Genomic DNA, 13,647 nt, shown 5'->3' with positions numbered 1-13,647 from the left:
AAGTAGTTAACAGTACCCAGGGACACTGGGAAACTGGCTTCGGTCAAGAAGCGCAACGCTTGGGGAGATACAGCAAGTGTGTCTGATTCTGCAAAGAGTTAAATGCAAGCTGTATCGGTGAACCGAGAATCCCCGTACCAAAAAGCCGGGGAGTGTCAAAAACAATATCAGTTCTCGTTCCTTGTCTTATCGAGAGGAGAGTCTTCATGACCATTAGTCCTCCAGAGCGAGAGGTAAAAGTTAGAGTAGTAGTCGATAAAGATCCCGTTCCAACTTCCTTCGAGAAGTGGTCTAAACCGGGACATTTCGATCGCACTCTAGCTAAGGGACCAAAAACAACCACTTGGATTTGGAACCTCCACGCTAACGCTCACGACTTCGACAGTCATACCAGTGATTTAGAAGACGTTTCGCGCAAAATCTTTAGCGCTCACTTCGGCCATTTGGCAGTAATTTTCGTTTGGTTAAGCGGCGCATATTTCCACGGCGCTAAATTTTCCAACTACGAAGCTTGGCTAACAGACCCGACAGGTATCAAACCTAGTGCTCAAGTGGTCTGGCCTATTTTTGGTCAAGAAATTTTAAATGCAGATGTAGGTGGCGGTTTCCACGGGATTCAGATCACTTCGGGTCTGTTCCAACTGTGGCGCGCCAACGGCATCACTAACTCATACCAGCTATATTGCACTGCGATCGGCGCATTGGTAATGGCAGCTTTGATGCTGTTTGCCGGTTGGTTCCACTATCACGTCCGCGCTCCGAAACTGGAATGGTTCCAGAACGTGGAATCGATGATGAACCACCACTTGGCAGGTTTGCTAGGCTGCGGCTGCTTGGGCTTCGCAGGACAACAAATTCACGTTGCTCTGCCGATCAATGCTTGCATGGACGCGATCGATGCAGGCTCACCGTTGACAGTAGGTGGCAAACTGATTAAAACAGTTGCCGATATCCCGCTGCCACATGAGTGGCTTTTTAACCCGGGCTTGATGGCTGACATCTACCCCAGCTTCGCTCAAGGTTTAACGCCCTTCTTCACCCTCAACTGGGGCGCATACACTGACTTCCTGACCTTTAAAGGCGGTCTGAATCCCACCACAGGCGGTTTGTGGCTGAGCGATACAGCGCACCATCACTTAGCGTTGGCAGTGCTGTTCATCGTCGCCGGACACTTCTACCGTACTAACTGGGGCATCGGCCACAGCTTTAAAGAAGTTTTGGAAGCTCACAAAGGTCCCTTCACTGGCGAAGGCCACAAAGGGATGTACGAAATCTTCACACAGTCTTGGCACGCCCAACTGTCGTGGAACTTGGCCTGGATGGGCTCGATCAGCATCATCGTGGCTCAACATATGTACGCGATGCCTCCCTATCCGTACATCGCGACCGACTACCCGACTCAGCTATCCCTGTTCACCCACCACATGTGGATTGGCGGATTCCTGATTGTGGGAGCAGCGGCTCACGCAGCAATCTTCATGGTTAGGGATTACGATCCGGCGCAGCACGTGAATAACTTGCTCGATCGGGTACTCCGCCACAGAGATGCAATTATCTCTCACTTGAACTGGGTTTGTATATTCTTAGGCTTCCACAGCTTTGGTTTATACGTTCACAACGACACGATGCGCGCTTTCGGTCGTCCTCAAGATTTGTTCTCGGATACGGGGATTCAATTGCGCCCAGTATTTGCCCAGTGGATACAAAATATTCACGCTGCGGCTCCGGGTAACACAGCTCCTAATGCTATGGAAATCGTCAGTCACGCTTTTGGCGGCGGTGCTGTAGCAGTAGGCGGCAAAGTAGCGATGATGCCGATCGAGTTGGGTACGGCGGATTTCATGATCCACCACATCCACGCTTTCACAATTCACGTTACAGTTCTGATTCTTTTGAAGGGCGTGTTGTTCGCACGCAGTTCTCGCTTGGTGCCTGACAAAGGCAACTTGGGCTTCCGGTTCCCTTGCGACGGCCCTGGCCGTGGCGGCACCTGCCAAGTTTCAGGTTGGGATCACGTCTTCTTGGGCTTGTTCTGGATGTATAACTGCATCTCCATCGTGATTTTCCACTTTAGCTGGAAAATGCAGTCGGATGTGTGGGGAACCGTCGATTCAGATGGCACAATTTCTCACATCACCGGTGGTAATTTCGCACAAAGTGCGATCACGATCAATGGTTGGTTGCGTGACTTCCTGTGGGCTCAAGCTTCTCAGGTGATTCAGTCCTACGGTTCGGCACTGTCGGCCTACGGTCTGATGTTCCTAGCTGGACACTTTGTCTTCGCCTTTAGCTTGATGTTCCTGTTCAGCGGTCGTGGTTACTGGCAAGAATTGATTGAGTCCATTGTTTGGGCTCATAATAAACTCAAGGTAGCTCCTTCGATTCAACCTCGCGCTCTGAGCATTACTCAGGGTCGGGCTGTGGGTGTAGCTCACTACCTCCTAGGAGGAATTGTCACGACGTGGGCATTCTTCTTAGCGCGAATCATCTCGGTAGGTTAAACTACCTCCAGGTTTTGGATTCTGGATTTGGGATCGCTCTCAAACCCGGAACCCAAACCTCCGAACCGAACCCCTTCAACGTTCAGGATTCAGGATTTATCAAGGCTTATGGCAACCAAATTTCCAAAATTTAGCCAAGACCTTGCCCAAGACCCGACTACACGGCGGATCTGGTACGGGATTGCCACAGCACACGACTTTGAAAGCCACGATGGCATGACCGAAGAAAATCTTTACCAAAAGATTTTTGCTTCTCACTTCGGCCACCTAGCAATCATTTTCTTGTGGACTTCCGGCAGCCTCTTCCATGTAGCATGGCAAGGTAACTTTGAACAGTGGATTAAAGACCCTCTAAACGTCCGCCCGATCGCTCACGCGATTTGGGACCCGCAATTCGGCGCTCCAGCAGTTGAGGCTTTCACTCAAGCTGGCGCTTCCAATCCGGTGGACATCTCCTACTCTGGTGTTTACCATTGGTGGTTTACTCAAGGGATTCGGACGAATGCTGACTTGTATCAAGGAGCTATCTTCTTGCTACTTCTGGCTTCTGTCTTCCTGTTTGCTGGTTGGTTGCACCTCCAGCCTAAGTACCGCCCCAGCTTGTCTTGGTTCAAGAATGCTGAATCTCGCCTCAACCACCACTTGGCTGGTTTGTTCGGTGTCAGCTCTTTGGCTTGGACTGGTCACATGGTTCACGTTGCTATCCCCGAATCTCGCGGACAGCACGTAGGTTGGGACAACTTCTTGTCTACCCCTCCTCACCCGGCTGGTTTGGCTCCTTTCTTCACAGGTAACTGGGGCGTATACGCCGAAAACCCAGATGCTGCAAGCCACGTATTCGGTACTTCCGAAGGCGCAGGAACTGCAATTCTGACTTTCTTGGGCGGCTTCCACCCCCAAACAGAATCCCTCTGGTTGACTGACATTGCTCATCACCATTTGGCGATCGCTGTCTTGTTTATTGTTGCTGGCCATATGTACCGGACTAACTTCGGTATCGGTCACAACATCAAAGAAATGTGTGACGCTAAAGACTTCTTTGGCAAAAAAGTTGAAGGCCCTTTCAATATGCCTCACCAAGGCATTTATGAGACCTACAACAACTCGCTGCACTTCCAATTGGGCTGGCACTTGGCAGCTTTGGGTGTAATCACATCCTTGGTTGCACAGCATATGTACTCTATGCCTCCTTACGCTTTCATGGCGCAGGATCATACGACAATGGCTGCGTTGTACACGCACCACCAGTACATTGCTGGATTCATCATGGTCGGTGCTTTCGCCCACGGAGCTATCTTCTTGGTGCGGGACTACGATCCTGAAGCTAACAAAGGTAACGTGCTCGATCGCGTCCTTCAGCACAAAGAAGCGATTATCTCTCACCTGAGCTGGGTATCGCTGTTCTTGGGCTTCCACACTCTCGGCTTGTACGTTCACAACGACGTCGTTGTCGCTTTCGGAACTCCTGAAAAGCAAATCTTGATTGAACCAGTGTTCGCACAGTTCATCCAAGCTGCTCACGGGAAGGCTCTGTACGGCATGGACGTGCTACTTTCCAACCCTGACAGCATTGCTGCTACCGCTTGGCCAAACTACGGTAACGTATGGCTCCCAGGCTGGTTGGAAGGAATCAACAGCAGTACAAATTCTCTGTTCTTAGCGATCGGACCTGGCGATTTCTTGGTTCACCACGCGATCGCCCTTGGCTTGCACACCACCACCTTGATCTTGGTCAAGGGCGCTCTGGATGCACGCGGTTCTAAGCTGATGCCGGACAAAAAAGACTTCGGTTATGCTTTCCCTTGCGACGGCCCCGGCCGTGGCGGTACCTGCGATGTCTCTGCTTGGGACGCGATGTACCTGTCTGTCTTCTGGATGTTGAACACCCTAGCTTGGGTAACGTTCTACTGGCACTGGAAGCACCTAGGCATCTGGCAAGGTAACGTGGCTCAGTTCAATGAGTCTTCTACCTACCTGATGGGCTGGTTCCGCGATTACCTCTGGCTGTATTCTTCTCAGTTGATCAACGGTTACAACCCGTATGGTACGAACAACTTGTCTATCTGGGCCTGGATATTCTTATTCGGACACCTGGTTTGGGCAACTGGTTTCATGTTCCTGATCTCTTGGAGAGGTTACTGGCAAGAGTTGATCGAGACTTTGGTTTGGGCTCACGAGCGCACTCCTTTGGCGAACTTGGTTCGCTGGAAGGACAAGCCAGTTGCTCTTTCTATCGTCCAAGGTCGTTTGGTTGGCTTAGTTCACTTTACGGTGGGTAATGTCTTCACTTACGCGGCCTTTGTAATTGCCTCGACGGCCGGGAAATTCGGGTAATTCTGAACTCTGGTTTCTAGGTAATTAAATGAAATCCCCTGCCTTCTGGCGGGGGATTTTTTGGTATATTTGTGTCAACTACCACGCAACAGTGGTATAAGGAAGATATCGCATGATATATTCATGTTAATATCACCGTGTCTCAATTATTCAACCGCATCCCTGGACGAACCTATCTATTACTAGCAATCCTCATTTTTGCTGCCTCTAACTCTGTCATTCGCAAACTGACCGATTTAGGAGGGCAGAACCCGATAGACGGCAGAAATTTGATTTCAGTTTGTAATGTTTTATTTGTAGGGAATCTCTGCGCGTTAGCAGTTTTATTCCTGGTTTATCGCCAGCAATGTACGGTACAAAATTTTCGCTCGATTCCCGGTAAAACATGGTGGGCGTTGATCGGAATTTCTTTGCTGTCTGGGGCATTGGCTCCAGCCTTAACTTTTATTGCGTTGGATTTAACCGCTGTCAATAATGTGGTACTTATCGGACGCATCGAGCCGCCTCTCATTTTAGCGCTGTCCATTTTAATTTTGGGCGATCGCGTCAATCTTTGGGTAATTGCGGGGGCGATCATTTCGTTTGTGGGTGTTGCACTGACTATTGTATTGCAAGCACCGACCACCAATATGATGGGCATGGGCGGATTGACGATCGGCAGAGGCGAATTCATGGCAGCAGGAGGGGCGATCGCCTTAGCCATTTCGACGATTATTAGTAAAGTCACGCTCAAACAAATTCCGTTAGGATTGTTCTCGATTATCAGAACAACACTGGGAACAGTTGTTTTCTTTATTGTCGTTTTAATCTTATATACTCCCACCCACTTTATCGATGTTTTTTCGCCCTTCCTCTGGCAGTGGATGCTCGTCTATGGTGCGATTATTGTTGTTGGCGGACAACTGTGCTGGTTTACCGGACTAAAAACGACGGGCGCTGCAGATGTATCCCTCGCCAGTTCGTTTAGTCCGATCGCGGGGATTTTAGCCGCCTATTTGATTTTATCCGAAACACCAACCACGGCTCAATACATCGGCGGCAGCATCATTTTAATCGGGATCGTTCTCAATCAAATTGGCGTTTTTCGCAACCAAACCCAATCCGCGCCTCAACCTCCTGTAAGTCCGGCAAAAGAGATGGATATGGAAGTGGGATTCAAAGGGATTTAATGGTTAATACCCAGCCTTCGTTAAGGGGCGATCGAGTCAAAGCTTAAAAGGGATTGGAACATACTATGAACGAGCAAAAACAAATTCCCGATCCAGAGAAAGTTAAGCAAACTGTCGCGATGCTTCGGGACAGCAATCGAATGCTGGAAGCTTGGACTCAAACACTAGATGAACTAATTGCGATGGTTGAAGCTGATATTCGTAACAGTCCGATTAATGTTCATCGGCGGGAGAATGCGAAGCGGTTGGCTGAGTCTGTCAAGCGGGAATAAAAGTGCGATCGCATTCCCTATCTTTAACATGAGCCTGTAGGTAGTTCACATAGTGATATGCACCCAGAGACAGAGCAACTCATCAACAAGTTGAAACACTATGCCAAACGTTTGAACCCATTTTGGTGGGATACACAGCGTAGAGGAAGCCTGAATGCCTGGAATCTGTTAGTCTCAGAAGGCTTTGTTCAGCTTGCAGATATAGATCGAGCCATTACAGCATGGAAACTCATAGAGCGACGCGGATTGCCTATTGACCCCAAGGAATATCCGGGTTATGAATACGCATCACCTCGACGAAAACGTAAAGATAAATCCTGGAATCCATATTTACAGTCACAGCATTTCCAGTATTACAATGCTTTAGCATACTTCTTAAAAAAGAGTTTGCAGAACCTTAAAGTTTACAGTTTGAGTAGTATTGAAGCTAGCCTCAACTATCGTCGGGGGGCGGGCCAATTTAAGATTTATATAATTGTGGGTCAAACTCCTGATTCGGACTGGATTTGTCTTGCTCCTACCGTTCCAGACCAAGTTTGGAATCGATACGGTAACTCGTATCATCCAGCATTTGCGTCACTAACTTCCTGTGACTCACCCAACTTGGTAACGCGAGATTTACACGATCGAATTCGTAAAATTATTGCAAAATTTCAACCTATTAAAGTGACTGGTTACTACAACGAATACAGCCACCATCATCAGATTTTTTGCACAGCAGCTTCTGAGGAAGCTACAGCAATTGAAAAAGCTCTGAAGGTAGGCAAGTTTTTGGATGATGACATTTACTATTTCAACATAAATTATCATGACTTTTCTGAGGAGGAACCTGCTAATGAGTTAGTGCATGAATACCTGCAATACCAAAAACAATATATGTTGTGCTTTTGGGATGTTGGATGCGGATACAAGTTTGGCTGTACCGAACGCGGTGATTGGATTGGCTTGAAATACTTGAGCTTAATGGACTACAATCCTTGACAGCGGCACAACTATTCTGTGGGAGCGGACTGAATCGCATTCCCCTCACTTCACCAAAAGCCCGATCGCCCTCACCCCCTCAAATCTCACCATTAACCTGCATTTGATGCACCTTATCAGCCAATTCTTGCAAGCGCTTTTCGTCCAACTCGTCGATCGCCAGCATTCCGACATAGATGATTTCCTTCAGCGTTAGTCTGGTTGCTAGCGCCTTTTTCTGCACTATATCCTTGATAATTGGGCTGACTCCGATCGCGGTACTGGCTCTAGTCACAAAACTAACGGGAGATTAACAACTTTGACTAAATCTTAGCACCTTTAAGCTAAGGTTTTAGCTGCGGTGCCAAATGTTTAAGCGCGTCTTGACAAGACGAAGCACAGCGTTTATATTGGAGATGTGGCAAAGAGCGATCGACCTCAACCCCTCAAATCTCACCATTCATCTGCATTTGATGCACCTTGTCAGCCAACTCTTGGCGGCTTTCCTTGTCGAGTGCATCAATTGCCAGCATTCCCAAATACACGACTTCCTTCTGGGTTAGTCTGGTCGCTAGGGCTTGTTTTTGAATGACTTCCTTAATCACGGAACTGACCGCGATCGCCGTATTAGTTTTAGCCACGAAGAATAATCAACTATTAATAACTTTCCTTGATGTTAGCATCCTAGGTCACATTAAGCACGATAATGTTTGACTAACTACAGTTCATCATGGTATAATTTTAAAAATCACAAAAAAGCCATCGCCCCCGTCTATAAAACTTAAGGGCGATGCCTTCAAAACTTAAATAGACAGTTACTAGCTGTCTGACTTACCATCTTAAATAGACAGTTACTAGCTGTCTGACTTACCATGATAGCATCATTCCAGCTAAAATCAAGCACCCTCGCCAGCTCAAAAATTCTCCACAAGTCCCCAGTCCTTCATCCGCTGGCAAGATTTGTCACAGAAGAAACAGTTGCACTCCTGTTCAATATCTCAACAGACCAAATTTACCGGATCGAATGCTGTCGCCACATGGTTTACGTGCACGCCAAAGGAATCAGTCGGTTTGTCAGCTATGCCGATTTTCCCCCAATTTTAGGAGTAGAATCACCAAAGCTTCAAGATTTTGGCAGATGGTACAAACGCTGGAAAGGCAAAAAAGCACCTGATTTTTGGACACAGTTTTATACCCATCAATTCAAAAACGCTACTACTGCTGATAAACAGCTTGCATGGGGCCTCTTGGTAGCTGTAGTCAAATCCCTGTTCTCAGAAACAGCTTTGCAACAACTGCGAGATGCTTATGTATACGAAAAATATTGGCGGGAAAATTTTTGAATATGCGAGCGTCACTTGATCGCAATCCGAAAGGTCGATCGACCTATTCCTCAATAATCTCCACCAAGTCCTCAATCATCACATCAAACGCCCGCGCTAACTTATACAGGGCCGTAAAGTCAACCATTGAAATTTCGGAACGACGAGCATAGCTGGTTATGGTGCTGTAGATCACGCCCGATCGCTCAGCCACCTCCTTAAATGTCCAGCCCCTCTCAGCCGCTAGCTCTCGCACTTTAACTCTGACTAAACCCATGCTTGACAAATAATGCAGTTGCGTTTTAAGATAATTGTATCTGAAAAAGCGATCGCCTCACGTCTGGACAACTAAGGGCGATCGGCTATTCTTCCAAAACCTCAACCAAATCCTCAATCATCACATCAAAAGTTCGAGCTAATTTCAGCAGTAAGGTAAAGTCAACGGTTGTCAGCCCAGGACAACGAGCATAATGCTTGACAGTGTTGTACACAACCCCAGAACGTTCTGAAACTTCCTTGAATGTCCAGCCTTTCTCGGCGGCTAGTTCTCTGACTTTAATTCTAACTAAACCCATGCTTGACAATGGGTGTTATAACACCTTACAATAATTTTATCTGAAAAAGCAGATCGCCCTCCGGCATGGAAAACTAAAGGGCGATCGTTTTCAAAACTTCAATAGACAGTTACTAGCTGTCTGACCTACCATCAATAGATTTATCTACAATCAGAATAGGCACTTACTATGATATCAGATACTTCGAGAAAATCATCGGCGATCGCAGAATCCAAAATAATTCACAAATCGCCCATCCTGCATCCCCTGGCGAGATTTGTCACAGAAGAAACAGTCGCACTGCTGTTCAATATCTCAGTAGACGACATTTACCGGATAGAATGCTGTCGCTACATGGTTTACGTGCACGCCAAACACATCAGCCGGTTTGTCAGCTACGCCGATTTTCCGCCAATTGTGGGAGTAAATGAGCCCGCGCTTCAAGATTTTGGCAGATGGTACAAACGCTGGAAAAGCAAGCTAGCACCGCTATTTTGGACTAAATTCTACACGCACAAGTTCAAAGAGGCTGTTTCTGTTGACAGCTTGTTGGAGTGGGGACTGTTGGTAGCTAAACTTAAATCGGCGATTTCTGGGGCGGCGCTACAACAGCTACGGGATGTTTATGCCGCAGAAAAAGATTTGATGGAGAAATTTTAAAGGGCGATCGCTAACCAATCGCTTCAATCCAATTGTGCACCGCATCGAACAAATCATCTGCATCCGCCGCAAAACCTGTTAACGGCAATTCCAGCGGTGTATCGGTAATCCAGGCGATATGAATACCCATGTGACTGTCGGCGAGTTTGCGGGTGAAAGACGAAAGCGCATCTTCGCAGGGACAGGAGTGCAAAATTAAGGCGATGTGCTGTTTTTGGAGGCGGTTTTTGAGTTGGGGAATTAATCGCTTGAATTCGGGGGCGTTGCGAATGGCGGGGATGTCTGTATCTGCGGGGAAGATTGTTTGATATAGTTGGGTACAGAGCTCTTGGGCGATCGCACTTGTATCGGTTTCGCCTTCTAAGGCGCGTATGTTGAGGGGAACGGGGCAGGTTTTATCGGTGGGTTGGAGTTGTTTGAGGAGTGTGGGGATATCTGTATTTTGTCGGTGGGTGTCGGGTATTGGGGAATTGGTGGGTTGGGTGTGCCATGCTTGATAAAATTCTGGGTAAGTCATATTTTGGGCACCGTCCCAGATGACTTGATAGCAGTTGTTATAGCGATTAAAACTCTTTTTCAGGTCTTGGGAAGTTAGGCAATTTTTCAATCCTGAGACTGCGGTGGCGAAGTGTTTACCTTTCATGATTTCCCGTAAGCTAAATCCTGCTAGCCACCTGGTATTTTCATCACCTGGATTGCGGATTAACTCGACTAAGGCTTGGACTGAAACTGGGTTATCTTGGCTTATTTTACCTAAACTATGTGCCGCTTGCCACCGAGTTAATCCATCCTGAGAAGTACGGATTAACTCGACTAAAATGCGGATTGCTTCTGGGCTATCTTTCCCTATTTCGCCTAAACTCTCTGCTGCTTGTCTCCGGGTAGATTCATCCTGAGAAGTACGTATTAACTCAACTATAATGCGGATTGCTTCCGGGCTATCTCTGCCTATTGCTCCTAAGATTTCTGCCACTTGCACCCGAGTATCTTCATGACCTAAATTGCGGATTAATTTGACTGCGGTGATCGCCAGTGGGATATTTTCGTCTATTTTCCATGAGCCATATGTAGGTGTCATCCCGGTATATTCATCACCAAAATTGCGAATTAACTCAACTAAAGCGGCGATCACAACAGGATTATCTTTGTCTATTTCCCCTAAGCTAAATGCCACTAGCGTCCGAGTATCTTCATTCTGTGAAGTACCGATTAACTTGACTAAAGCGGAGATAGCCCTTTCCCGATCGGTCTCTTTCAGTATCTCCCTTGATCCTTTTGCAAGTGGAGCTGGAAATGTTTGCCACTCGTGTTTTTCCTCATTAAAATAACCAAAGCCCCACTTAATAACCTGCGACACAATCTCATCAGCAAAACTACAATCCTTAAACTCAGCAATCCCCGCAGCCGCTAGAAAATATGCCCGATATCCATAAAAATCATCACACCCATCCTCAAACTCAACCAAAGCCTGAATAAACCCTTCCTTCTCCTCCTTCCCTACCTCCTCACGCCCCAACCACAGCAAAATAACCTCCTTCCACTGCTTCTCAAAAATCCGGTACACCCCAGTAGGGGCGGTGGATGGTGCGTGCCCGCCCTCTGGGGGAATGTGATTCAAGAAAAAGTGCCAATCCTCAACCGCCAACGCCGCAAAATATTCCTGAAAAGTCGGATGGTAAAAAGCATAAATCCCCTCCAGCGTCTCCGCATCCCTCGCCACTAAATTCAGCCAACCCAAACGACAAGTTAACTCAAACTGCGATGCACCCATCACCCGATATCCCACACTTTCTCGCAACTGAAACCGCGACGTTTCATTTAACATCCCTGAAAGTGCCAATTTCCCCAAAGCCGCATTCAAATCCTGCTGCTGAATCCAATTCAAGTGCGGTTTTTTCCACTGATACAAAGTAGTCACAAACCGCTGATAAAGTTTAGCCTTAGTATCTGGTAAATCACCATCCAAGGATTGCCAAGTGCCGCACAATAGCGAACATCTCAGGGGGTTTTTTACTAAGTCTCGAATTCGCTCTTTTCCTGATGCTGCTAATGCTTCCCGTAGCTGTTGAGAAAGCACCCCCCCAGCCCCCCTTGCTAAGGGGGGAGCAAGAGTTTCTCCGGCTTCTGGTAATTGTTGAGAAAGAACCCCCCCAGCCCCCCTTGCTAAGGGGGGAGCAAGAGTTTCATCTTCTCTTATCTGCTCCCCATCTTCTCTTGTCCCCCCCCTTACCAAGGGGGGGTTAGGGGGGGTTCCAAACCGATCGATAGTTTCCCCTTCTTCTCTTGTCCCCCCCCTTACCAAGGGGGGGCTAGGGGGGGTTCCAAACTGCGGGTTAGCGAGGGTTCCAAACCATTTATCAATAAACATTTCCACTTGTTCGGGATAGGAAAATTCCAGAGTGCGATAAGTATCAAAACTATCCAACGCAGTGCCGATCGCATCCCAGACATTCTGCCGACAACTTAGCACAATTCGCGCCCTTTGAATACAGCCACCCGTCCTAATTTGCCGCTCAATTTCCGCCAAAGGATTCCCATCACCCGCAGCCATCTCATCCGCCCCATCCAACACCAACCAAATGCGATCGGCATTAAACAAAGCTAAAAAATCATCCTTAATATCCGCCGTCGCCTCAGCCTTCCCAACCCTCTTAATTGCCGCCAACAGCCAATTGTCAAATAAATAGGTTTCTAAATCCTTCCCCTGCAAATCCGCCAAGGATACCCAAATTACCATAGCCTCGGAAATGCCCGTCGCTACCCAATTCGCAATCTGCCGCAACAGCGTTGTTTTTCCCGCCCCCGGTTCCCCGATAATTCCTAACCGCTTCCCATTGCTTTTCGGGCTGCTTCCTTGCTGGATTACTTGTTCTAGAAACTCGCTATTTTGAAAGGTTTGAGTAACTTCTTTTTCTCGATACAAATCCGAACCTTCTTCAGCCCCCAAATTCTCGCGCTTCTCAGTCACTTTGTGCCGTTCCACCAATCCCAGCGGCACATAAACATCATCAATTTGATGGTTGCCAAAAGTCAATTGATTGCTACTAAGTCGCTGCTGTTCTTTCTCGTCTAAAATCTGCTGGCAAATATCCCGCCAGTCAATCGGTTGATAAACAATGCGGCTCTTTTCCACAATCTCCTGAAGCCAAGCGTGCATCTCTTGAGTTGTGCTATCAATCCGCGTTAAACTCTGCCCCGTAAAAATCTGAAAAACTTTGTCGTTTTCCTTGACTTCCTGAGCAAAGTATGCTGATAATAAATCAAATAATTCTTGCTCTAACTTTGTCTTGTAAGGTGCGACATCGCAATTTTCTAGGGCAACTTCTAGCAGTTTTTGCTTGAGTTTTTCAACCTGATTCTGCTTTAACTCATCTGTCGCAGTCAGCAGCAATTCTATCTCATCTAAACCTGCAATAGGAATCCCAGACGGGACTGTTTCTTTGTTAACTTGTTCTAATTCTAATTTGAGTTTTTCCAGCTTTCGTTTCAACCAATCGAAATCCCTGCGCCTGTCTTGCAGCGAATAGGCAAAACTCTCTCGGTTCGCTGTATTTTTGGGGTCGATTTCCTGTTTGCATTCTGAGGCGATTTGTTGTTGAGCTTTCAGGAAAGATGTTTTTAGCGCTTTTTCTAAATCGTGATTGACAATTTTTCCGTTTCGTGATATGTTTTTTATCCCTGTCAAACAGAGGTGCTTTGCTGCATCATTGACTTGAGTGCCGAGAATGCCTTGCCAAGCGACTGTGAAAAGTAAGCCCAAGGTAATCGGATCTGACATTCGAGGGTTCTCCTGATGCGCTGCAAGGGGGTTATTTTTATGATAGGCGATCGCACTCTGGTTGCAGCCAGCGGTTTTCATCTGAAATGAATCATAG

Annotated in this window: 12 protein-coding genes; 7 read left to right on the top strand and 5 right to left on the bottom strand. The window is 47.2% G+C overall.

Annotation, left to right across the window (positions count from 1 at the left end; genetic code table 11):
• Window positions 1-206: 206 nt before the first annotated feature.
• The 5 genes from psaA to P2A85_RS21705 all read left to right on the top strand — a co-directional run bounded on the left by psaA (window position 207) and on the right by P2A85_RS21705 (window position 7,257).
• Window positions 207-2,501: a photosystem I core protein PsaA gene (gene psaA, locus P2A85_RS21725; RefSeq protein ID WP_377475452.1), complete on the top strand. Its 2,295-nt coding sequence runs from the start codon at window positions 207-209 to the stop codon at window positions 2,499-2,501.
• 108 nt (window positions 2,502-2,609) lie between these two features.
• Window positions 2,610-4,835 carry a photosystem I core protein PsaB gene (gene psaB / locus P2A85_RS21720; RefSeq protein WP_377475451.1) on the top strand — a complete coding sequence of 742 codons (2,226 nt, stop codon included), beginning with the start codon at window positions 2,610-2,612 and terminating at the stop codon, window positions 4,833-4,835.
• A 137-nt stretch (window positions 4,836-4,972) separates the two neighbouring features.
• Window positions 4,973-6,004, top strand: a complete 1,032-nt coding sequence (locus tag P2A85_RS21715; RefSeq protein ID WP_377475450.1) for a DMT family transporter — start codon at window positions 4,973-4,975, stop codon at window positions 6,002-6,004.
• A gap of 65 nt (window positions 6,005-6,069) precedes the next feature.
• On the top strand, window positions 6,070-6,276 hold the full coding sequence (locus P2A85_RS21710) for a hypothetical protein (RefSeq protein ID WP_377475449.1): 207 nt from the start codon (window positions 6,070-6,072) through the stop codon (window positions 6,274-6,276).
• A 57-nt stretch (window positions 6,277-6,333) separates the two neighbouring features.
• On the top strand, window positions 6,334-7,257 hold the full coding sequence (locus P2A85_RS21705; RefSeq protein ID WP_377475448.1) for a nuclease A inhibitor family protein: 924 nt from the start codon (window positions 6,334-6,336) through the stop codon (window positions 7,255-7,257).
• A 79-nt stretch (window positions 7,258-7,336) separates the two neighbouring features.
• Here P2A85_RS21705 and P2A85_RS21700 read toward each other — a convergent pair whose 3' ends face one another.
• Window positions 7,337-7,531 (bottom strand): hypothetical protein, encoded by a 195-nt coding sequence (locus tag P2A85_RS21700; protein WP_293190080.1) that lies wholly within the window; start codon window positions 7,529-7,531, stop codon window positions 7,337-7,339.
• Window positions 7,532-7,682: 151 nt separating this feature from the next.
• Window positions 7,683-7,877 carry a hypothetical protein gene (locus P2A85_RS21695; protein WP_333211449.1) on the bottom strand — a complete coding sequence of 65 codons (195 nt, stop codon included), beginning with the start codon at window positions 7,875-7,877 and terminating at the stop codon, window positions 7,683-7,685.
• A 231-nt stretch (window positions 7,878-8,108) separates the two neighbouring features.
• On the opposite strand from P2A85_RS21695, the gene P2A85_RS21690 reads away from it, so the two are divergent.
• A complete protein-coding gene (locus P2A85_RS21690) occupies window positions 8,109-8,579 on the top strand; it encodes a hypothetical protein (protein WP_377475447.1) in 471 nt (156 codons plus the stop codon).
• Window positions 8,580-8,622: 43 nt separating this feature from the next.
• Here the strand turns inward: P2A85_RS21690 and P2A85_RS21685 are convergent, their stop codons facing one another.
• Together P2A85_RS21685 and P2A85_RS21680 are read right to left on the bottom strand one after the other, a co-directional pair.
• Complete coding sequence (locus P2A85_RS21685; RefSeq protein WP_006631308.1) at window positions 8,623-8,835, bottom strand: helix-turn-helix transcriptional regulator; 213 nt, start codon at window positions 8,833-8,835, stop codon at window positions 8,623-8,625.
• An 85-nt stretch (window positions 8,836-8,920) separates the two neighbouring features.
• A complete protein-coding gene (locus P2A85_RS21680) occupies window positions 8,921-9,133 on the bottom strand; it encodes a helix-turn-helix domain-containing protein (protein WP_006631306.1) in 213 nt (70 codons plus the stop codon).
• A gap of 168 nt (window positions 9,134-9,301) precedes the next feature.
• Between P2A85_RS21680 and P2A85_RS21675 the strand changes: the two genes are divergently transcribed.
• Window positions 9,302-9,772, top strand: coding sequence for a hypothetical protein (locus P2A85_RS21675; protein WP_377475446.1), 471 nt, complete (start codon window positions 9,302-9,304; stop codon window positions 9,770-9,772).
• A gap of 10 nt (window positions 9,773-9,782) precedes the next feature.
• Here P2A85_RS21675 and P2A85_RS21670 read toward each other — a convergent pair whose 3' ends face one another.
• Window positions 9,783-13,631 carry an NACHT domain-containing protein gene (locus P2A85_RS21670; RefSeq protein WP_377475445.1) on the bottom strand — a complete coding sequence of 1,283 codons (3,849 nt, stop codon included), beginning with the start codon at window positions 13,629-13,631 and terminating at the stop codon, window positions 9,783-9,785.
• Between the last annotated feature and the right edge of the window lie 16 nt (window positions 13,632-13,647).

The sequence above is a fragment of the Microcoleus anatoxicus genome, assembly GCF_042465725.1.
Taxonomy (GTDB): domain Bacteria; phylum Cyanobacteriota; class Cyanobacteriia; order Cyanobacteriales; family Microcoleaceae; genus Microcoleus; species Microcoleus anatoxicus.
Note: the sequence above shows the minus strand (reverse complement) of the source record. Positions and strands in the feature narration are given on the sequence as shown.